The sequence below is a fragment of the Micromonospora sp. CA-259024 genome, assembly GCF_050936255.1.
In the GTDB taxonomy this organism is placed as follows: Bacteria; Actinomycetota; Actinomycetes; order Mycobacteriales; family Micromonosporaceae; genus Micromonospora.
Genome location: NZ_JBNJND010000001.1, coordinates 4,100,665 through 4,121,215, shown reverse-complemented (window position 1 = coordinate 4,121,215; position 20,551 = coordinate 4,100,665). Strand labels below are relative to the sequence as shown.

Annotated in this window: 12 protein-coding genes; 6 read left to right on the top strand and 6 right to left on the bottom strand. The window is 71.7% G+C overall.

Annotation, left to right across the window (positions count from 1 at the left end):
* Positions 1–95: 95 nt before the first annotated feature.
* On the bottom strand, positions 96–656 hold the full coding sequence (locus ACQEUX_RS18190; RefSeq protein WP_433049956.1) for a hypothetical protein: 561 nt from the start codon (positions 654–656) through the stop codon (positions 96–98).
* A gap of 983 nt (positions 657–1,639) precedes the next feature.
* Between ACQEUX_RS18190 and ACQEUX_RS18185 the strand changes: the two genes are divergently transcribed.
* The gene (locus ACQEUX_RS18185) at positions 1,640–5,173 is read left to right on the top strand and encodes an ATP-binding cassette domain-containing protein (RefSeq protein ID WP_433048893.1); all 3,534 of its coding nucleotides are present in this window, start codon (positions 1,640–1,642) and stop codon (positions 5,171–5,173) included.
* 66 nt (positions 5,174–5,239) lie between these two features.
* On the opposite strand, the gene ACQEUX_RS18180 is transcribed toward ACQEUX_RS18185, so the two are convergent.
* The 4 genes from ACQEUX_RS18180 to ACQEUX_RS18165 form a co-directional block, all read right to left on the bottom strand.
* Complete coding sequence (locus ACQEUX_RS18180; protein WP_433048890.1) at positions 5,240–6,307, bottom strand: NADH:flavin oxidoreductase/NADH oxidase; 1,068 nt, start codon at positions 6,305–6,307, stop codon at positions 5,240–5,242.
* 72 nt (positions 6,308–6,379) lie between these two features.
* Complete coding sequence (locus tag ACQEUX_RS18175) at positions 6,380–7,684, bottom strand: dicarboxylate/amino acid:cation symporter (protein WP_433049953.1); 1,305 nt, start codon at positions 7,682–7,684, stop codon at positions 6,380–6,382.
* A gap of 208 nt (positions 7,685–7,892) precedes the next feature.
* Positions 7,893–8,549 (bottom strand): DUF998 domain-containing protein, encoded by a 657-nt coding sequence (locus ACQEUX_RS18170; protein WP_433048887.1) that lies wholly within the window; start codon positions 8,547–8,549, stop codon positions 7,893–7,895.
* Positions 8,542–9,507, bottom strand: coding sequence for a glutathione S-transferase family protein (locus tag ACQEUX_RS18165; RefSeq protein ID WP_433048884.1), 966 nt, complete (start codon positions 9,505–9,507; stop codon positions 8,542–8,544). The genes ACQEUX_RS18170 and ACQEUX_RS18165 overlap by 8 nt, the downstream gene beginning before the upstream one ends.
* Before the next feature lie 108 nt (positions 9,508–9,615).
* Between ACQEUX_RS18165 and pcaF the strand changes: the two genes are divergently transcribed.
* The 3 genes from pcaF (at position 9,616) to ACQEUX_RS18150 (ending at position 13,919) form a co-directional block, all read left to right on the top strand.
* Positions 9,616–10,821, top strand: coding sequence for a 3-oxoadipyl-CoA thiolase (pcaF, locus tag ACQEUX_RS18160; protein WP_433048881.1), 1,206 nt, complete (start codon positions 9,616–9,618; stop codon positions 10,819–10,821).
* A gap of 112 nt (positions 10,822–10,933) precedes the next feature.
* On the top strand, positions 10,934–11,746 hold the full coding sequence (locus ACQEUX_RS18155; RefSeq protein WP_433048878.1) for an SAM-dependent methyltransferase: 813 nt from the start codon (positions 10,934–10,936) through the stop codon (positions 11,744–11,746).
* 4 nt (positions 11,747–11,750) lie between these two features.
* Positions 11,751–13,919 carry a putative bifunctional diguanylate cyclase/phosphodiesterase gene (locus tag ACQEUX_RS18150; protein ID WP_433048875.1) on the top strand — a complete coding sequence of 723 codons (2,169 nt, stop codon included), beginning with the start codon at positions 11,751–11,753 and terminating at the stop codon, positions 13,917–13,919.
* Between the two features lie 42 nt (positions 13,920–13,961).
* Here ACQEUX_RS18150 and ACQEUX_RS18145 read toward each other — a convergent pair whose 3' ends face one another.
* Entirely contained in the window at positions 13,962–14,975 is a 1,014-nt protein-coding gene (locus ACQEUX_RS18145) for a helix-turn-helix domain-containing protein (RefSeq protein WP_433048872.1), read from the bottom strand.
* Positions 14,976–15,168: 193 nt separating this feature from the next.
* Between ACQEUX_RS18145 and ACQEUX_RS18140 the strand changes: the two genes are divergently transcribed.
* Together ACQEUX_RS18140 and ACQEUX_RS18135 are read left to right on the top strand one after the other, a co-directional pair.
* The gene (locus tag ACQEUX_RS18140) at positions 15,169–18,567 is read left to right on the top strand and encodes a S8 family serine peptidase (protein WP_433048869.1); all 3,399 of its coding nucleotides are present in this window, start codon (positions 15,169–15,171) and stop codon (positions 18,565–18,567) included.
* Between the two features lie 377 nt (positions 18,568–18,944).
* Positions 18,945–20,531 carry an amino acid permease gene (locus ACQEUX_RS18135; protein WP_433048866.1) on the top strand — a complete coding sequence of 529 codons (1,587 nt, stop codon included), beginning with the start codon at positions 18,945–18,947 and terminating at the stop codon, positions 20,529–20,531.
* Positions 20,532–20,551: the final 20 nt, after the last annotated feature.

Sequence of the window (20,551 nt, the reverse complement as noted above, 5' to 3'; positions counted from 1 at the left end):
CGGCCCACTCTTCGCGTTCAGGTCGTGGATATGCCGCTGGCCGGCACCCCGGGTGTGGGGTGCCGGCCAGTCGGTGGTTGGTGTTGTGCGGTGGGTCAGCTGTTCCAGTGCTGGGCGACCAGGTCGGTGGCCTGCTGCTCCCACTGGGCGTACGCGTCCGGGTAGGCGGAGACCTGGACGGTCTGCGCGGCGTCGGTCAGGGGCATGTCCTGCCACCCGTCGACCTGCTTGAGGCCCTTGAGGAACGCGGTCGTGGAGTAGGCGGGGTCGGTGATCTGTTCCGGCGTACCCCAACCCGAGGACGGGCGCTGCTGGAACAGGCCCAGCGAGTCGTGGTCGTTCATGTCGCCGAGGTGGCCCAGGTTCTCCAGCTTCGACTCCTGCAGGCTCGTCGCGATGGAGATGACCGCGGCCCGCTCGGGCATCCCGGCCTTCTTCGTGGCGGCGATGATCGCCTTGACGTTGGCGGTCTGCTCGTCGTTGAGGGTGATGTGCGACTGGTCGCCCTGCGGCTTGGGTGCCGTCTGCATGGCGACCGCGACCGGCTTGGCATCGACCGGGGTGGCGGCGTGGGCGGCGATCGGACCGGCGAAGACACCACCGGCGAACGCGAGACCAGCAACGGACAGCATGCTCTTACGAATGATCGTGTTCATGAGGGTTAGCTCCTTCGGGGGTAAGGACACCCGCACGCGCCGATAGGGGGTCGGCACCAGCAGGGTGAGCACCTCGTCCGGGCGCATCAAATCCAAGGGAAAAGTCTTCAAGAGGGTCGGCGCCTACGCTGTGTCTCGGCGCCGGGGTCGGCGGCCTACGAGCGGAGGGCTCGTGGCGCCGGGTCTGTGTGTAACGACCGGGGGTCGGGGGTCATTCCCGGGCCCATGCGCCGAGTGGCAGCGCGGCCGGGCGGTCGTTCGTGGGGACTGTAACGACCGCACGAGGCCCGGCATTCCAACCCCGGGGGGCGGGCGGCGGGCCGGTGGTGCTGCGATCGTCAGGGTGTGTAACGACCCCGACCCGGCCATGATTCCAGGCCACAGGTGCCACCGGTCACACCCCAGTCGGGTGCTCAACCGGACAAACCACCCAGGGGCCTGGCCGGGCGCGCCCTCAGACCATCCTGATCCGCGTGATCAACTCGACTTCGTTGATGTCGGGGCATCCGGTGCGGCCCAACACCCCGACATTCACCAAGCCGAGTCGATCAAGAGGGCCGATCGTGCCGTCGTGGGCCAGAGTCGCATATTTCGGACGAAAGGCCTTGTCTGGGTCAGTGTCCCCGGTCCGGGTTGATCCAACGCGGAGTCGGACATCTCGCTTCCTGGTCGTGGAGGGGGAGCCCTGGGCGTCTCGGCCCTGGGGTCAGTGGCCTGGTGATCGACACCACCCGCGCGGTCAGCGTGGGCGCCCCGCACACGTCCAGCACCGCCAGGGACAACCGCGGGTCCTCGTCGTCGGCCCGGGTGCGCAGGCCGGCCCGCCAGGCGATCGTTCGGTCGGGGAGGTCGCCGGGCGCCGCTCGGCGTCGCGCGAGTTGTCGGCGTGACTGAGGCCCTGCTCAAAGCCGTAAATCGGTTGAGTTGACCCGCTCCGTACCGGCACGCTGGGTTCGCCGCCACTGACGTCCGGAGGGACACCAATGCGCCTGCTCCGTGATCTGTGGGGCACCTCGACACGTCGTATGACGATCGTGGCCATTCTGATCGTGCTCGGCGCCGTCGGTCAGGCGGGCGCGTCGGCGCTGGCCGGGGCGGTGCTGGTGCACCGCTCGGCCGGCTTCTTCGCCGTGCTGGCCGCGGCGCTGGTCGCCGTGGTCCTCAGCGACCTCGCGGTGAGCCTGCTGATGGCCGGCCTGACCGCCGACTGGTCCGCCGACGTGCGCCGCCGGCTCTGCCGCGTCGCGCTCGGGCAGGACCTGCCCACCCTGGAGACCACCCCGGTGGGCGAGCTGCTCGACCGCATCGACGGGGATGTCTACCAGGTGGCGTCGGCGGTCCGTAACCAGGGCACCCGGCTCGCCCAGGGCCTCTGCGTCGGGCTGCTGTCGATGGTCGTCGCGCTGGCCGTGTGGTGGCCGGCCGGGATCGCGATGCTGCTGCTCACGGTGGTGCTCGCGGCCGGACTGCGCAAGCCCACGGCGAGGATCGGCCCGGCCCGGATGGCTGAGGAGGAGGCGTGGTCCGACCTGGCCGCGGTGATGGAGGAGGCGGTGCACGGCCAGGACGACGTACGGACCAGCCTGGCCCGGCCGTACGTGCTGCGGCTGTACGCCCGGCGCGCCGCCGCCGTGCTGTCCCGGGGCCACCTGGTCTGGGTGTTGTCCGCCCGGGTGGCCACGGCCGCCACCGCGACGATTCGGGCCGGCATCGGCGTGGTGGTGCTCGGCGGGGCCTGGGCGTTCGCCACCGACCGGGTCGACGCCGCCCGGCTCACCGCCATCTGGCTGCTCGCCCTGGCCTTCGGGGCCACCGCGGAACATGTCAGCCGGATGGTGCCGGAGATTCAGGAGGCTCTCGGCGCGTGGGCCCGGGTGCAGTTGCTCCAGAAGGCCCGGCAGGAGCCCGTCGGCGGAGCCAGCCCGACCGACGGTGACCTGCGCATCCGCGACCTGACGTTCGGGTACCAGGTGAGCGGCCCGGAGAGTGGCCGGGGGGCCGCGCTGCGCGGGCTCAGCCTCACCTTCGCGCGAGGCCGCTCGTACGCCCTGATCGGGCGGACCGGTTCGGGCAAGTCGACTCTGGCGAAGGTGCTCACCAGGGCGGTCGACGTGCCGCCGGGAACGGTCTTCCTCGGCGGCACCGACCTGTGCGACCTCGACGTCGAGCAGCTGCGCCGCTGGGTGGCGCTGGTACCGCAGCGCACCGAGATCCTGGCCGGGACGCTCGCCGAGAACGTCGCGCTCTTCGACCCGGCGTTGCTCGACGCGGCGGCCCAGGCGCTGAACGAGCTGGGCCTGGCCGGCTGGATCGCGGAGCTGCCGGACGGGTTGGCGACCCGGCTGGGGGAGGGCGGGCACGTGCTCTCCGCCGGTCAGGAGCAACTGGTGGCGTTCGCCCGGATCCTGGTCCGTGACCCGCACGTGGTGATTCTCGACGAGGCCACCGCGCGGCTGGACCCGGTCACCGAGGCACGGGTGCAGCGGGCCACCGAACGACTGCTGCGCGACCGGATCGGGATCGTCATCGCGCACCGACTCTCCTCCGTGCGCCGCTGTGACGAGGTGGTGGTGCTGGCCGACGGTGCGGTGGTCGAGGCCGGCCCGTTGGAGACATCGACGCGCTTCGCCGAGCTGCTGGCGACGAGTCACGCCGCCGCGTACGCCGCGGTGGCGCCGGCCGGCCGCACCGGCGCCGGCACCGACCTGCTGGTCGGCCCCGACCCGGCCGACGCCTGGCCGAGCGAGCCGGCGACCGAACCCGTCAAGCCGGGTGGGCCGGCCGAGCCGGCCGAGCCGGTCGGGCCGACCCGTGCCGACCCGCCGCCACTGCCGCCCGTGCCGCCGGCCCGGACGCTGCGGGAGATCGTCCGGCTCTGCACCAACGATCCCCGGTACGGGCTGGCCGCGATCGTGCTGTTCCTCGGGCTCAGCCTGTTGGGGCTGGACGGCCCGGTGCTGCCCTGGCTCTGGGCCGACGTGGTCGACGGGACCGGTAACCCGTACCTGCCGGCGGTGGGGATCGCCGCCGGGCTGCTGGTCACCCTGCCGCTGCCGTACTACACCCACGTCTGGTTCCCGCAGTGGTGGGTGCGGCAGATGCTGCGGATCGGCCTGCGCCTGGTGCACGGCCAGACCGGGCCGCGCCGGGTCAGCTCGCACACCCCGGCCGAGGTGGTGGCGCAGGGCGGCGACACCGAGCGGGTCGTCCAACTCGCTGACAACGTGCTGGACCAGGCAGTCGCGCTGGTCCTGGTGGTCGCCATGACGGCGGTCACCGGCAGCGTCGTACCCGGGCTGTTCTTCCTCGGCACGATGGTCGTCTCCGGGCTGGCCGCGACGCTGTTCGGGCCGAAGCTCGAACGTGCGGCCCGGGCGACGGTGACGGCGCGGGCCGCCTTCGCCACGGCGCTGGTCTCCGCGCTCTCCGCGGCGCGGACGGTGAAGCTCGCCGGCGCGACCACGGCGGTTCTCCGCCACCTGGCGGACCTGGACGTGCTGCGCAGCGACCGGCAGCGGCGGGAGATCTCGGTGCAGGTGTGGTCGCGCTCCACGCCGTCGGTGGCCAGCGGGCTGTTGCCGATCGGCGCGTGGGCGCTCTACCTGAGCGGCGGACTCTCCGCCGGGGCGGTGCTGGTGGCCGTCTCCACCCTGGGCGCGGCCCGCTGGTTCGCCTGGACAACGGCGTCGCTGATCTCCCAGCTGCCCTCCGCGCGGGTCTGGACCCGACGCACGGTGGCGATGACCGGGGTGAACGCGTACTCCGCGGGGGTGCCGGCGGTCGACCTGGCCGCCGGGACGGCACCCGCGCCGACCATGCCGCCCCGGCACCCGCTGCGCCGGCTGGAGCTGCGCGGTTTCGGGGTGGTGCACTCCGACGGTACGGTCGCCGTCCGGGATGTGGACCTGACCGTGCAGCGTGGGCAGTTGGTGCTGGTCGTCGGGCCGGTGGGGTCGGGCAAGTCCTCGCTGCTGCGGGCGTTGGCCGGGATCGTGCACCACACCGGCGAGCTGGCGTGGAACGGCGATCCGGTCACCGAGCCGGAGCTGTTCCTGCGCCCCAACCAGGTCGGCTACGTCGGCCAGTTGCCCCGGGTGCTCTCCGGCACGGTGGCCGACAACATCGCGCTCGGGCACCAGGTGGACGCGGCCGGGGCGGTCAGCACCGCCCAGCTCGACCATGACCTGGCCGCCGCCGGCGGGGGGCTCGGCCTGCTCATCGGCCACAAGGGCACCCGGCTCTCCGGTGGGCAGCTGCAGCGGTTGGCGCTGGCGCGGGCGCTGGCCCCGCGTACCGAACTGTTGGTCGCCGACGACGTGTCGTCGGCGCTGGACGTCACGACCGAGCTGGCGCTGTGGCAGGCGTTGCGCGGACACGGGGTGACCGTGGTCGGCTCGACCGCGAAGCGCGCCGCGTTGGTCCGGGCCGACCACGTGGTGGTGTTGCTCGGCGGCGCGGTGGCGGCGCAGGGAACGTGGCAGGAGCTGGAGGGCGACTGGTCGCACCTGGCCGGTTGACGGTCGGGCGGCGGTGTCGACGGTCGGGCGGCTGCGCGGTACGGCAGCCGCCCGACCGGCTTGGGATCAGGCTGCGCGGGCGTACTGGGCGGGCCCGGTGTACGCGACGCCGAGCTTGGCGGCGGCCCGGCGCGGCCAGTACGGGTCGCGCAGCAGCTCCCGGCCGAGCAGCACCAGGTCGGCCTCGCCGCTGGCGACGATCTGCTCGGCGTGCTCGGGCTCGACGATGAGGCCCACCGCGCCGGTCGGCACGCCGGCCTCGCGGCGGATCTGGGCGGCCAGTGGCACCTGGTAGCCGGGGCCGAGCGGGACGCGCTGGTCCATGCTCACGCCGCCGGAGGACGCGTCCACCAGGTCGACGCCGACGCCGGCCAGCTCTCCGGCGAGCACCACGCTGTCCTCGATCGTCCAGCCGCCCTCGACCCAGTCGGTGGCGGAGATCCGGGTCAGCACCGGCACGTTCTCGCCGACCGCGGCGCGCACCGCGCGGGCCACCTCCAGGGTGAGTCGCATCCGGGCGGTCCGGTCACCACCGTAGGAGTCGGTGCGGTGGTTGGTCAGCGGCGAGAGGAACTCGTTGAGCAGGTAGCCGTGCGCGGCGTGGATCTCCACGGCGGCGAAGCCGGCGTCCAGCGCGCGCTCGGCGGCGGCCGCGAACGCCTCGACCACTCCGGTGATGCCCGCCGCGTCGAGGGTGGTCGGCGTCCGGTATCCGGCGGTGAACGGCTCCGAGTCGGGAGCGACGGGCGTCCAGCCACCCTCGGCGTCCGGCACACCGCCGCGGTTCGGTGCCCACGGCCGGTACGTGGAGGCCTTGAACCCGGCGTGCGCGAGCTGCACGGCCGGCACCGCGCCGTGGGCGGCGACGAACGCGGTCACCGGCCGCCACGCGTCGACGTGCGCACCGGACCACAGCCCGGTGTCCTGCGGGCTGATCCGGCCCTCGGGGACCACGGCGGTCGCCTCGGTCAGCACCAGACCGGCGCCACCCACCGCGCGGCTGCCGAGGTGGATCAGGTGCCAGTCGGTGGGCAGACCGTCCGGTCCAGCGGAGTACTGGCACATCGGCGCCATGGCGATCCGGTTGGACAGGGTGACCGCGCGCAGGGCCAGCGGTGTGAAGAGGGAACTCATGGGGTCATCCTCTCGAAGGAGACGGAGACGGGCCCCTCCGGGAAGGGGCCCGTCTGCGTCGCTGTGGACCGGTCAGGCCGGAACGGGGTTCAGCTCGTCGTGCCGGTTCGGCCGAGCCTCCGCGACCGGCTCCGGGTCGGTCAGGTCGCGTCGACCGGCGGACTCGTACGCGACCCGGTCGAGGGTGCCCTCGCGGGCGGCGACCACGGTCGGCACCAGTGCCTGTCCGGCCACGTTGGTAGCGGTGCGGACCATGTCCAGGATTGGGTCGATGGCCAGCAGCAGGCCGGCGCCGGCCAGTGGCAGGCCCAGCGTGCTGAGGGTCAGGGTCAGCATCACGATCGCGCCGGTCAGGCCGGCGGTGGCCGCCGAGCCGACCACCGAGACGAAGGCGATCAGCAGGTAGTCGGTGACGCCGAGCTGTACGCCGAACACCTGGGCCACGAAGATCGCGGCGAGTGCCGGGTAGATGGCGGCGCAACCGTCCATCTTCGTGGTGGCGCCGAAGGGCACCGCGAACGAGGCGTACTCGCGGGGCACGCCGAGCCGCTCGACGGAGCGCTGGGTGACCGGCATGGTGCCGACCGAGGAGCGGGACACGAAGGCCAGCTCGATCGCCGGCCACGCGCCGGCGAAGAAGCGCAGCGGGTTGAGACGGCCGGCGAAGATCAGCACCAGCGGGTAGACCACGAACAGCACGATGGCGCAGCCGACGTAGACGGCGGTGGTGAACTTCGCGAGCGGGGCCAACAGGTCCCAGCCGTACGAGGCGACGGCGTTGCCGATCAGGCCGAGGGTGCCGATCGGGGCGAGGCGGATGACCCACCAGAGGGCCTTCTGGACGATCTCCAGCAGGGAGCGGTTCAGCGCCACGAACGGCTCGGCGGCGTCGCCGACCAGCAGGGCCGCGGCACCGACGACGAGGGCGAGGAAGACGATCTGGAGGACGTTGCCCTCGACGAACGCCCCGACCGGGTTGGTGGGCACGATGCCGGTGAGGAAGTCGGTCCACGAGCCGGTGTTCTTCGGCGGTGTCGCGCCACCCAGGTCGAGGGTCACGCCCCTGCCCGGGTTGGTGAGCAGGCCGAGGCCGATGCCGATGGCGACGGAGACCAGTGCGGTGATGCCGAACCACATCAGGGTCTTGAGCGCGAGCCGGGCGGCGTTGGAAACGCCGCGCAGGCTGACCACGCTGACCACGATGGCGGTGAAGACCAGCGGCGGCACGGCCAGCTTGAGCAGCTGGACGAAGAGGCCACCGACGGTGTGCAGGGTGCTGGTCAGCCAGCTCAGGTCGTTGCTGCGGGCCAGGAAGCCCAGCGCGACGCCGAGCACGAGGCCGAGCAGGATCTGCACGGAGAAGGGAATCTTGCGCAGGCTGAAGGGCATGAGGATGTATCCAATTGTCCGGGTCTGATCGGGGTAGGCGTGTGAGCGCGGCTAGCCCGGACAGATGCCGCTGGCCTGCAGTCGGAGATCGACATACAGGCGGACGGTGAGGCCCCAGACATTGGTCATCGTTCGCCGACGATACGCCGATTACCGCTGATCGGAAGGAGTCATCGGCGTGAGGCTCCTTACATCCCTACCGGCGGGCCAGGGCCAGGGCGGTCGCGGTGGCCAGGCTCCACAGCACCGCGAGCGCGAGGATCAACCGCTCCAGCACACCCACCACCGCGCCCCGGCCGACCACGAGCATCGCCAGCCCCACCATGACGCAGAGCGGCAGGGCCAGCGCAGCGGCCACGCCCGCCAGCCGACGCACCGCCGGACCGGCCGACCCGGACACGGCGAGCGTGACCATGGCGAAGACCACCGACGCGGTCGCCACGATGCTCGCGCCGCCGTGCACCAGATCCGCCGTCGTGGCGTTTTCGAACGGCGGCAGCGGGCAACCGGCGGAGCAGGTCACCGCACCGGACACGGCGGTGCACACGGCACCGGTGGCGAGCAGCGCCGGCGCCGCCCACACCCCGGGAGGCAGCGCCGCGCCGAGCAGCAGCAGCGCGCCGGCCAGCGCGAGGATCCCGATCCGGTACGTCGAGGCGTGGCCGCTGCCGGCGATGCCCGCCTCACTGACGTACCCGGTGAGCCCCGCACCGGGACCGGCGACCACGGCGACCGTCACCGCGACCGCACCGGCCAGCGTGCAGCCCGCCGCCGCGGACCCGGCGACCCGGCGGGCGACGTCCGCGCCGGCCTTCAGCGCGCTCGTGGTGCCGGGCCGACCCGGCTCAGCCACGTCCGTGCGGGGTGCTCCAGCCGGACTCGTCAGGCCCGAGCGGCACGATGCCGCTCGGGTTGATCTCCCGGTGGGTGCCGTAGTAGTGCCGCTTGATGTGGTCGAAGTCCACCGTCTCGCCGAAGCCCGGGGTCTGGAACAGGTCCCGGGCGTACGCCCAGAGCACCGGCATCTCGGCCAGCTTGTTGCGGTTGCACTTGAAGTGCCCGTGGTACGCGGCGTCGAAGCGGACCAGCGTGGTGAACAGCCGCACGTCGGCTTCGGTGATCGCGTCACCCATCAGGTAGCGCTGCCCGGCCAGCCGCTCGGAGAGCGCGTCCAGCCGGGCGAAGAGAGCCCGGAACGCCTCGTCGTACGCCTCCTGCGAGGTGGCGAACCCGCACCGGTAGACGCCGTTGTTGACGTCGGTGTGGATCTCGGCCATCAGCGCGTCCATCTCGGGGCGCAGCGCGACCGGGTACAGATCCGGTGCGTCGGGAGCGTGCAACCGCCGCCACTCGGTGGAGAGGTCGAGGGTGAGCTGCGGGTAGTCGTTGGTGACCACCCGGCCGGTCAGGGTGTCGACCAGGGCCGGCACGGTCACCCGGCCGGTGTAGTCCGGGTCGGTGGCCAGGTACGCCTCGGAGAGGAAGCTGACACCGAGGACCGGATCGAAGCCGTCGGGGTCGAGGGCGAACGCCCAGCCACGCTCGTCCCGGATGGGGTCGACGGTGCCCAGCGAGATCGCGTCGTCCAGCCCGAGCAGGCCGCGCACGATCCTCGCCCGGTGCGCCCAGGGGCAGGCGCGGCACCAGATCAGCCGGTACCGGCCGGCCTCCAGTGGCCAGCGGTCCTGCTCGTCCGGACCGCCGCCGGGCGGGGAGGTGGAGTCGGGCGTGACCCGACCGGTGAACCGGTTGGGCTGGCGGACGAACGCTCCGCCGCCGCTGGTCTCTGCGCTGAACTGGGCCCGGGCCATGCCGTCAACCTATCCGCTGCCGGCGCGGATATCCTGGCGGCCGGCAGCCCTCGCGACCCGGTGGGCGTGCCCCTACCCCCACCCTTCCGCACCCCCGAAGGACTCGCGATGACCGTGGCATACCTGGTGGCCGGTGTCCGTACCCCGATCGGCCGGTACGCGGGCGCACTGGCCGGCGTCCGCCCCGACGACCTGGCCGCGCACGTGATCCGCGAGTTGGTCGCCCGGCATCCGTCGGTGGACTGGGCGCGGGTGGACGACGTGGTGCTCGGCTGCGCCAACCAGGCCGGCGAGGACAACCGCAACGTGGCCCGGATGGCGGCGCTGCTGGCGGGCCTGCCCGAGGAGGTGCCGGGGAGCACGGTCAACCGGCTCTGCGGCTCCGGGCTGGACGCGCTCGCCACCGCCGCCCGGTCCATCGTCGCCGGGGACGCGGAGCTGGTGATCGCCGGTGGGGTCGAGAGCATGAGCCGGGCGCCGTTCGTCATGCCGAAGGCGACGTCGGCGTACTCCCGCTCCGCCGAGGTGTACGACACCACCCTGGGCTGGCGGCTGGTGAACCCGCTGATGCGCGACGGGTGGGGCGTCGACTCGATGCCGGAGACGGCGGAGAACGTGGCCGCCGAGTACGGCGTGAGTCGGGCCGATCAGGACGCCTTCGCGTACCGCTCACAGCAGCGCGCGGCCAAGGCGCAGGCCGACGGCCGGTTCGCCGAGGAGATCGTGGCGGTGTCCGTGCCGGCCGGCCGTCGGGAGACCCGGCTGGTCGAGGTCGACGAGCACCCCCGGGAGACCTCGCTGGAGAAGTTGGCCGCGCTGCCGACCCCGTTCCGCGAGGGCGGCACCGTGACCGCCGGCAACTCCTCGGGGGTCAACGACGGCGCGGTCGCGCTGCTGGTGGCGAGCGAGGCGGCGGTGCACCGGTACGGCCTCACTCCGCTGGCCCGTATCGGCGGTGCCGCGGCGGCCGGCGTGCCGCCCCGGATCATGGGGATCGGCCCGGTGCCGGCCACCCGCAAGCTGCTCGATCGGGTCGGCGTCGAGGTGAGCGCGGTGGACGTGGTGGAGCTGAACGAGGCGTTCGCCGCGCAGTCCGTGGCGGTGTTGCGTGAGCTGGGGCTGCCCGTGGACGCCGAACACGTCAACCCGAACGGCGGCGCCATCGCGCTGGGGCACCCGCTCGGTGCCAGCGGCGCGCGGCTGGCCCTGACCGCCGCCCTGGAGTTGCGCCGCCGGGGAGGCCGCAGGGCTCTGGCCACCATGTGCATCGGCGTCGGTCAAGGAATCTCGCTGTTGCTGGAGTCAGCCGCCTAGAGTGGTCCACACCACACGACCCGCGGGTCGACCGGTGCTCGCGCGCGTGCCCGCGGCACGTCCCGGCGCCGGTGCCGTCCCGCGCCGCGGCGATGAACTGGGGAGCACGCTGATGCCGGACGGACTGCCGACCGAGATCGATCTGACCAGGCCGAGCGCGGCCCGGGTGTACGACTACTTCCTGGGCGGGGCGCACAACTTCGAGATCGACCGGCAGTTGGCCGAGCAGATCGCCAGCATGACCCCGAATCTCGCGGCCACCATGCGCTCCGGCCGGGAGTTCCTGCGCCGGGCCGTCCGGGTGCTGCTCGACGCCGGCATCGACCAGTTCCTCGACATCGGCTCCGGAATTCCCACCGTGGGCAACGTGCACGAGGTGGCGCAGGGAGTGAACCCCAAGGCCCGGGTGGTGTACGTCGACATCGACCCGGTGGCTGTCGCGCACAGCCGGGAGCTGCTCGCCGGCAACGAGCTGACCGGGGTCATCCACGCCGACCTGCGCGAGCCGGAGCGGATCCTCGCCGAGACCCGACAGCTCGGGCTGATCGACTTCAGCCGGCCGGTGGGCATCCTGCTGGCCGGGGTGGTGCACTTCATTCCGGACGCCGACCGGCCCGAGGAGATCCTGGCCACCCTGCGGGCCGCGGCCGCGCCGGGCAGCTTCCTGGTCGTCTCGCACTCCACCTTCGAGGACCAGCCGCAGGAGATGCTGGACGCCCAGCGGCTCTCCGCACGGACGGACACCGAGATCACGTTGCGTTCCCGCGCACAGGTCACCGGCTTCTTCGGCGATTGGACCGTCCTCGAACCGGGCGTGGTGCACATGCCGCTCTGGCGGCCCGATTCACCGTCTGATGTGGACGAGCACCCGGAGCGTTTCGGCGCGTTCGGGGGCGTCGCCCGGTACGACCAGCCCGCCGGCTGATCCCGTGGCCGCCGTCCCGGATTCCGTCGGGGTCGACGCCGGCCAGGCCGACGCTCAGGGGTACGCCGCCGACTGGGCGCGCGCGGTACGCCGACTCGGTTTCGTGCCGCTCAGCGTGGCCGAGACCGAGCGGCTGCTGCTGGTGCACACGATCCGGCTGGCGCAGGCGGTGCGGGCGGAGCCGTTCACCGCCCGTCCGGCCGAGGAGGTCGGGCGGGCGCTGGTGGAGGCGCACCTCAGTGAACCGCAGGCCCTGGACTGGACGCTGCACGCCCTCGGTGCGGACTTCCCGCGCCGGGTGCTGGGCGCCGCCGACCGGCCGGCGGACCTCGCCGACCGGATCGCGGCGGTCCAGGGCGGGCTGGCCGCCGGGTTCGCCCGGGCCCTGCGCGACCGCACCTTCAGCCAGCAGGAGCGGATCGCCCGGTCCGCCTGGCAGGCGCGCGACGAGGTCGAGCAGGCGCTGCGGGAGAGCGAGGCCCGGTTCCGGGCGATCTTCACCGGCGCCGCGATGGGGATCGGCATCGCCGGTGTGGACGGCCGGATCATCGACGTCAACCAGGCGTTCGCCGACATGCTCGGCTACTCGATCGAGGAGCTACGCGAGATCAACGTGGCGGCGTTGTTCCACGCCGACGACGCCGCCGGGATGTGGGAGCTGTACCAGGAGCTGATCGACGGCAAACACGAAGCGGCCCGGGTGGAGAAGCGTTACCACCGCAAGGACGGCACCGTGGTCTGGACGGACCTGGCCGTCTCGCTGATCCGAAAGGACGGCCGACCCCGGTTCACCGTCGCGATGATCGAGGACATCACCGAGCGGTACGAACTCCAGCAGCGGCTGCGCTTCCAGGCGCTGCACGACCCGCTGACCGGGCTGCCGAACCGGACGCTGTTTTTCGAGACCCTGGGCCGGGTCCTCGACACCGCGGGCGTCAGGCAGCGGGTCGGGGTGTGCTTCCTCGACCTGGACGGCTTCAAGGCGATCAACGACAGCCTCGGCCACGACCTGGGCGACCGGCTGCTGGTGATGATCGGCCGGAGGTTGGCCGCGTGCGTGGCGGATCATGGCCATCTGGTCGCCCGGATGGGTGGCGACGAGTTCGTGATCCTGGTCGACGGCGGGAACGACATCGACGACGCGGTGGCCGTCGCGGAGGCCGCGCTGGCCGCGGTCGCGGCCCCGGTGCACGTCGGTGACCATCAGTTGGCCGTCTCGGCCAGTGTGGGCATCGTGGAGTGCCGGGCCTCGGAGACCACCGCGTCCGAGCTGATGAAGGCGGCGGACACCACGCTCTACTGGGCCAAGGCGGCGGGCCGGGGCCGGTGGGCGGTCTACGACCCGGAGCGCAGCGCCCGGGACATCGCCCGGTCGGCGTTGGTCGCCGGGTTGCCGGCCGCACTGGACCGGGGCGAGTTCGTGCTGCACTACCAGCCGATCGTCTCGCTGCTGGAGGGCAGCACGATCGCGGTCGAGGCGTTGGTCCGCTGGCAACACCCGGAGTTGGGCCTGCTCGGGCCGGACCGTTTCATCGGGCTGGCCGAGGAAACCGGGCTGATCGTCCGGCTCGGCGAGTGGGTGCTCCGGCAGGCGTGCCGGGACGCCGAGCAGTGGCGGCGTCGCTTCCCGGACCCCCCGCTGGTGGTGAGCGTGAACCTGGCCGCCCGGCAGGCCGACGACCCGGCGATCGTGGACACCGTCTCGGACGCGCTGGCCTCCACGGGGCTCCCCGCCGAGTTGCTGCAGCTGGAGCTGACCGAGAGCGCCGTGATGGGCAGCGCGGGGGAGCCGCTGCGCTCGCTGCACCGCCTCGCGGGGCTCGGCGTGCGGCTCGCGATCGACGATTTCGGCACCGGCTACTCGAACCTCGCCTACCTGCGCCGGCTGCCGATCCACTGTGTGAAGCTGGCCGGCCCGTTCGTCGAGGGGATCCGCGGCGACGGGCCGGAGGCGGTGGCGGACCACCGGGACGAGCGGATCGTGGACGCGCTGGTCCGGCTGGCCCACGCGCTGGAGCTCTGGGTCACCGCCGAGGCGGTGGAGACGGCGGTGCAGGCCGAGCGGCTGCGGGCGCTGCGCTGCGACACGGGGCAGGGCCGCTTCTTCGGGGCCCCGATGCCGGCCGACGAGATCGCCGCCCTGCTGGACGTCGATCGGCCCGCCACGGCCTGAGGCTCGCGGGTACAGATCACGGCGGGAGGGAATCGCCTCCCGTCACACCCAGTCCCGCCGGCTGACGGCGATGCCCATCTGCAACCGGGTCTGTACGCCGAGCCGGTCCATCAAGCTGGCGACGCGGCGTTGCACGGTCCGTTCGCTCCACCCGAGCACCCGGCCGGCGGCGCCATCCGTCATCCCGGCGGCGAGCAGCGCCAGCATCCGTGCGTCGTCTCCGGAGAGGTCGTCGGGCGTGAGGGACCCGGGATGGACGTTGAGGCGTACCGGTTGGCTGCGCTTCCAGACGCTCTCGAAGAACGCAATGAGCGCGTCCAGGATCGGTGACGGATGGATCACGTAGGTGGCGGCCACCTCGTGGTCCCCGGAGCGCAGCAATGGGATGATCGCGAGGCGACCGTCCGAAATGGCCAGCTTCATCGGCAGCCGGTGCGAGACCCGTGCCCGTTCGCCGGCCCGTACCGAGGCGGTGACGTGGTCCAGCCAGCCGGGCAGCTCCATGGCGGTGCTGTCGTAGACGGCCCGGTAGGTCGTCCCCTTCGCCAGGATCTCCCGTTCGAGGTCGTTCGGCGTGAGGAAGGGATCGGCCATGGCGTACGGCGGGCGGTCGAAGGTGCACACCTCCGCCCGGGCGCCCCGCTGCAGCTGTTCCCACCGGGCGTATACCTCGTCCCGTCCGGTGACCACCTCGATCAGGTCCGCCGGGTTCGTGAACCGGGTTCCGGCCCGGAACATCTCCATCAGCTGATTCATGCGGGTGCGCACGTCCCGGATCGCGCCCTCGTGGTCGAGGATGAGCGCTTCGATGCCGTTGTCGGGGGGCACGGCGGTGTAACGGGTCGGTCGCCCCGGCAGGCGATTGGCGAGTCCGCGGCGGGTGAGGGCCTGGGCGATACGTCGTACGGCCTGCTCGGTGAGCCGGCAGTCGTCGGCCAGCTCGGTCACCGTCGCCAGGTTCCGTCGGACCAGAGCCTCTAAGATCATTTCCTCCTGCGCACTCACGCCGAGAATTTCGAGCACAAGCACCTCCCGGTTACCAGTGACGACATGCATGCAATGCGGTGTCGTGATCCCGCCACGCGGCAAAAGACGCCAGCCAGCAGATCTTGCCAGGCCAGCGGCGTGATGGCACTGTTCGGGCGGTCTCGCCAACCGCAGGAGCTGCATGATGTTGCGCAAGCGTGGGCGCCGGATGGTCCCACTTACGGCTCTACTTTCTCTCTTCGTACTGCTCGCCTCATCGACGATGACGAGCACCGTCGCTCAGGCCGCCGCGTCCGAGGACGCGCGGCTTGACAAGATCGATGGATCGCTGCTCGCTGACATGAAGCGTGTCGGGGCCGACAAGCGAGTCGAGGCGCTTGTGGTCCTGAAGGATCGACCGCAGCTGAGCAAGCAGCGGGGACGCGCCCGCGAGGTGGTCGCCGCGCTCGCCGCGACCGCCCGCACCTCCCAGGCCCCGGCTCTGAAGGCCGTGAAGGCCGAGGGTGGTGAACTGGTCGCCTCCTTCTGGCTCAACAACATGGTCCTGGTCCAGGCGAAGCCGAAGACACTCGAGCGGCTGACCGCGATGGGCTCGGTCGAGCGCATCATCCCGAACTTCGAGGTCACCCTGCCCCGGACCGAGAAGGCGACCGCCGCCGCGACCACCGCCGCCGCGACCACGTGGGGAATCAGCAAGATCGGGGCGGACTTCGTACAGAACACCCTTGGCGTCACGGGTGACGGCATTCGCGTCGCCGTGCTCGACACCGGTGTGGACATCGCACATCCGGATCTGGCCGGGAAGATGGTCACCACCGACCCCTCGGACGAGTCCCACCCGGGCGGTTGGATGGAGTTCTCGGAGGACGGCGTGCCCGTCCGCTCCGCTCCCCACGACACCAGCTACCACGGCACGCACGTCGCCGGGACCATCGTCGGCGGCGCGGCCTCCGGTACGCAGATCGGTGTTGCCCCGGGCGTCGAGCTGATGGCCGCGGTGGCCATTCCCGACGGATCGGGCACCTACGCCCAGATCCTCGGAAGTATGCAGTGGGCCGCCGCCCCGTACGACGCGGACGGCAACCCGGCGGGCGAGCCAGCCGACGTCGTGAACATGTCGCTCGGGTCGATCGGGCACGACCAGGAATTCATCGAGCCGACGCTCAACCTCTACCAGGCCGGAATCTTCCCCGCCTTCGCGATCGGCAACGACTGCCCCCCCGGAGCGTCCAGCACGCCGGCAAACGTGTACGAGGCGACGGCGGTGGGTGCCACCGACTCCTCGGACAACGTGGGTGACTTCTCCTGTGGCGAGGTCGTCGACCGGTCCGACTGGGCGGCCGCGCCCGCTGAGTGGCCCGAGTCGTACGTCGTGCCCGACATCTCGGCGCCGGGCGTGGACGTGTACTCGGCCATGCCGGACGGCAGCTACGGCTCGCTGAACGGCACCTCCATGGCCACCCCGCATGTCGCGGGAACCGTGGCCCTCATGCTGCAGCGACGGCCGGCCCTCAGCGTCGACGAAGCGCTTCAGGCCCTCATCGACACGTCCGTCTTCGATGACCGGTACGGCGCGCAACGACCCAACTCCCGGTTCGGATGGGGGCGCATCGACGCCCGGGCGGCCGTCGAGTACATCGACCTCAACGGGGGCGTCCGCGGCACCGTCACCGACGCCCAGACGGGCGAGGCGATCGCCGGGGCGGCGATCCGGCCGGTGGGTGCGAAGGCCGCGTGGACGACCGACGAGACCGGCGCGTACGAGCTGAAGCTGCCGGCGGGCAGTTACGACCTCGAGGTGTCGGCGTTCGGTTACCGGACGGTGACGGTGACGGGCGTGGCGGTGCCCGAGACGGGGTTCGTGGACCGTGATCTGGCGCTGACGCTCGCGCCCCGCGGGCGGATCACCGGTCGGGTCGTCTACGGACCCACCGGTTCCACCGTCCCGGGCGCCACCGTGCGGGTGCGGGATGTCCCGGTGGACCTCTCCGCCACGACCGACACCAGCGGCTCGTTCACCATCACCGGTGTACCCGTCGGCGCCTACCGGGCGGTGGCCTCCGCGTCCGGCCTCGCCTCCTCGCCGGAGGGCGCCGTCACGGTGGCCTCGGCGGGCACGCCGGGACGTCTGGACCTCACGATCGGCGGGCCCACGCCGACCGAGCGGATCTCGGTGAACTCGGACGGCACGCAGGTTTCCGCCTTGGCGTACAGCCCGGCGGTGAGTGCCGACGGGCGGTTCGTGACCTTCTACAGCGACGCGACCACCCACGTGGCCGGAGACGGCAACGGCACGTACGACGCGTTCCTCAGCGACCGGTGGAACGGCGCGGTCGAGCGGATCTCGGTCTCCACGGAGGGGGTCGAGGGGAACGGCGTGTCGGGCGATTCGTCGCCCAGTCGGGACGGGCGAATCGTGGCCTTCTACAGCGACGCGTCGAACCTCGTCCCGGACGACACCAACGACGAGGCGGACATCTTCGTCCGGGACCGGGCTGCCGGTACGACCGTACGGGTGTCGCGGGCCTCCGACGGCACCCAGTCCAACGGCCGTTCGAGCGTTCCGTCGCTCAGCACCGATGGGCGGTTCGTCGCGTACGACAGCAGCGCGTCGAATCTGGTGGCCGGGGACACCAACGGACAGAACGACATCTTCGTCTTCGACCGTGAGACCGGCACGACGCAGCGGGTGTCGGTTGCATCCGGCGGAGGGCAGAGCGACGGATACTCGGCGGGCTCGTCGATCAGCGCCGATGGCCGCTACGTGGCGTTCATCAGCTACGCGTCCAACCTGGTGGCCGATGACACGAACGGCACAGTGGACGTGTTCGTCCACGACCGCCTGACCGGTGCGACCCAACGGGTCTCTGTGACGGCCAAAGGCGAGCAGGGCAACAGCCGGTCCCTGAACCCGTCGATCAGCGGCGACGGCCGCTACGTCGCCTTCGGCACCGATGCCCCCCTAGTGCCCGAGGACACCAACGGTGGCACGGACATCTTTGTCCGGGACCGTGTGTCCGGCGTCACGGAGCGGGTGTCGGTGGCGTCCGGCGGGGGCGAGAGCGCCCGTTGGTCCATGTCGACCGAACCGTCCATCAGCGCCGACGGCCGGTACGTAGCCTTCCAGAGCACCGCAGCCAACCTGGTGGAGGGCGACACGAACGGACAGGTGGACGTCTTCCTGCACGACCGCCAGACCGACCGGACGGAAATGGTGTCCGCGCCGCTCCCGGGGGTCGCCAGCGGCCCCGGGATGACGGGGCAGGTCGCGCTGAGCGGTGACGGCCGGTACGCGGCCTTCGCCAGCGGGGCGACCAACCTGGTCGAGGGCGACACGAACGGCGGGATGGACATCTTCAGCCGGGACATGCGGCCGGACGAGCCGGCGGCGCGGTTCGTGCTGGCCGACCTCAAGATCAATCCGGCCAGCGTGCGACCGGGGAAGCCCGTGACCGTGACCGCCCTGGTGAAGAACCTCGGGAACCTCGCCGGCGAGTACCAGGGCGTCCTTCGGATCGACGGGAGGGTGGTGGCCACCTCGCCGGTGGTCCTGGAGCCCGGCGAGATGGCGAGGGTGGCCTTCACCGTCCCCGCGCCAGCCGTGGGCATGAGTGAGGTCGCGGTCGGCCGACTGAAAGGGTCGCTCACCGTGACCCGCTGACCGGCGACACCGCAGGGGCAGCCATGACAACGAGCGCGCCGCCCCCGCCCCGACCGGGGCGGGGGCGGCGTCCTCATGTGTTCCGCCAAGCGGGGTCGTGTCGGCGCGGGATGTCCGTCGGATACGGCGGTCGCCGTACGGGTGAGAGAGAGGTGACACCCCGCGCCGACGCGGGCCGGGCGGTCCGAGCGCCCGGTGGATGGCCCGTCGTGATCGGGCCTGGTCACGGGCTCAAGGATGCGGCCGGGGCGGCCGGAGTGGCAACACAATTATCCGCCACGGCGGTGAGATTCCCACCGACTGCGTATTGACCGCCTTGATCGGCCGGGACCACACTTTGCGCACTCGCACGCGGAACCACCTCAGGGAGGTGTGCAGTGGCAACGACCCCCGTGCCAACCGCCGAGCAACCGATGGACGACGACGCCCGACGGCTCGCCGAACTCGGCTACAAACAGGAGCTACGCCGTAAGTGGAGTGGCTTCTCCAACTTCGCCATCTCGTTCTCCATCATCTCGATCCTGGCCGGCTGCTTCACCACCTTCGGCCAGGCGTGGAACAACGGCGGACCGGTCGCCATCTCCTGGGGCTGGCCGCTGATCTCACTGTTCATCCTGATCATCGGCTTCTGCATGGCGGAGCTGGTGTCGGCGTACCCGACAGCGGGCGGGATCTACTGGTGGGCGGCAACCATGGGCCGCCCGGTGCACGGCTGGTTCACCGGCTGGCTGAACCTGATCGGTCTGGTGGCGGTCACCGCCTCGGTCGACTACGGCTGCGCGACGTTCCTCAACCTCACCCTGTCGGCGCTCTTCGACGGCTGGGCCGGGACGCTACGGCAGGCGTTCATCCTCTTCGTGATCATCCTGGTGCTGCACGGGCTGATCAACATCTACGGGCACCGGATCATCGACGTACTCCAGAACGTCTCGGTCTGGTGGCACGTGGCCGGCGCGGCCGTGGTGGTGGCCATCCTGGTCTTCGTGCCGGACAACCACCAGAGCTTCCAGTTCGTGTTCACCGAGCGGTTCAACAACTCCGGCTTCGGTGACGGAGACATCGGCGGGCTGACGTTCTGGTTCTACGTGCTGCCGCTGGGCTTCCTGCTGACCCAGTACACGATCACCGGCTTCGACGCCTGTGCGCACGTGTCGGAAGAGACCCGAGGCGCCTCCCAGGCCGCGGCCCGAGGGCTGTGGCAGTCCATCTTCTACTCGGCGGTCGGCGGCTGGATCCTGCTGCTGGCGTTCCTCTTCGCGGCCACCGACGTCGAGGCGGTCAACGCGGCGGGTGGCTTCTCCGGTGCCATCTTCGAGTCCGCGCTGACCCCGGTCTTCTTCAAGATCGTCATCATCATCTCCACCATCGGGCAGTTCTTCTGCGGGATGAGTTGCGTGACATCGATGAGCCGCATGGCGTACGCGTTCAGTCGCGACCGGGCGGTGCCGGGCTGGCGGCTCTGGTCGAAGGTCGACCGCAACGGCACCCCGGTCAACGCGATCATCGGCGCGACCCTGGCCGGCCTGGTGCTGACCCTGCCGGCCCTCTACGAGAGCTCAGCCGGCATCCCGATCGCCTTCTACGCGGTGGTGTCCGTCGCGGTGCTCGGGCTCTACCTGTCCTTCCTCATCCCGATCGCGCTGCGGCTGCGGATGGGCGACCGGTTCACGCCCGGCCCGTGGACGCTCGGGCGGAAGTACAGGCTGTTCGGCTGGATCGCGGTGATCGAGATCGCGGTGATCGCGGTCTACTTCGTGCTGCCGATCGTGCCCGCCGGGGTGCCCGGCAACGACGGGTTCACCTGGTCGGCGGTGAACTACGCGCCGCTCGCCGTCGGCGGGGTGCTGCTGGTGGTCGCCGTCTGGTGGTACGCCTCGGCCCGCAAGTGGTTCACCGGCCCGGTTCGTACCGTCGAGGAGCCGGTGCCGGCGGCCGACCCGGCGCCGGTCGACGGCCCGGCCTGACCCGGACCCGGCGGGACGGG

What these genes read in the sequence shown, in the direction of transcription:
- ACQEUX_RS18180 (WP_433048890.1), bottom strand. Translation starts at nt 6,307, where the DNA reads ATGAGTTCCCTCTTCACACCGCTGGCCCTGCGCGCGGTCACCCTGTCC.
- ACQEUX_RS18140 (WP_433048869.1), top strand. Translation starts at nt 15,169, where the DNA reads ATGACGAGCACCGTCGCTCAGGCCGCCGCGTCCGAGGACGCGCGGCTT.
- pcaF (WP_433048881.1), top strand. Translation starts at nt 9,616, where the DNA reads ATGACCGTGGCATACCTGGTGGCCGGTGTCCGTACCCCGATCGGCCGG.
- ACQEUX_RS18185 (WP_433048893.1), top strand. Translation starts at nt 1,640, where the DNA reads ATGCGCCTGCTCCGTGATCTGTGGGGCACCTCGACACGTCGTATGACG.
- ACQEUX_RS18145 (WP_433048872.1), bottom strand. Translation starts at nt 14,975, where the DNA reads ATGCATGTCGTCACTGGTAACCGGGAGGTGCTTGTGCTCGAAATTCTC.
- ACQEUX_RS18165 (WP_433048884.1), bottom strand. Translation starts at nt 9,507, where the DNA reads ATGGCCCGGGCCCAGTTCAGCGCAGAGACCAGCGGCGGCGGAGCGTTC.
- ACQEUX_RS18155 (WP_433048878.1), top strand. Translation starts at nt 10,934, where the DNA reads ATGCCGGACGGACTGCCGACCGAGATCGATCTGACCAGGCCGAGCGCG.
- ACQEUX_RS18190 (WP_433049956.1), bottom strand. Translation starts at nt 656, where the DNA reads ATGAACACGATCATTCGTAAGAGCATGCTGTCCGTTGCTGGTCTCGCG.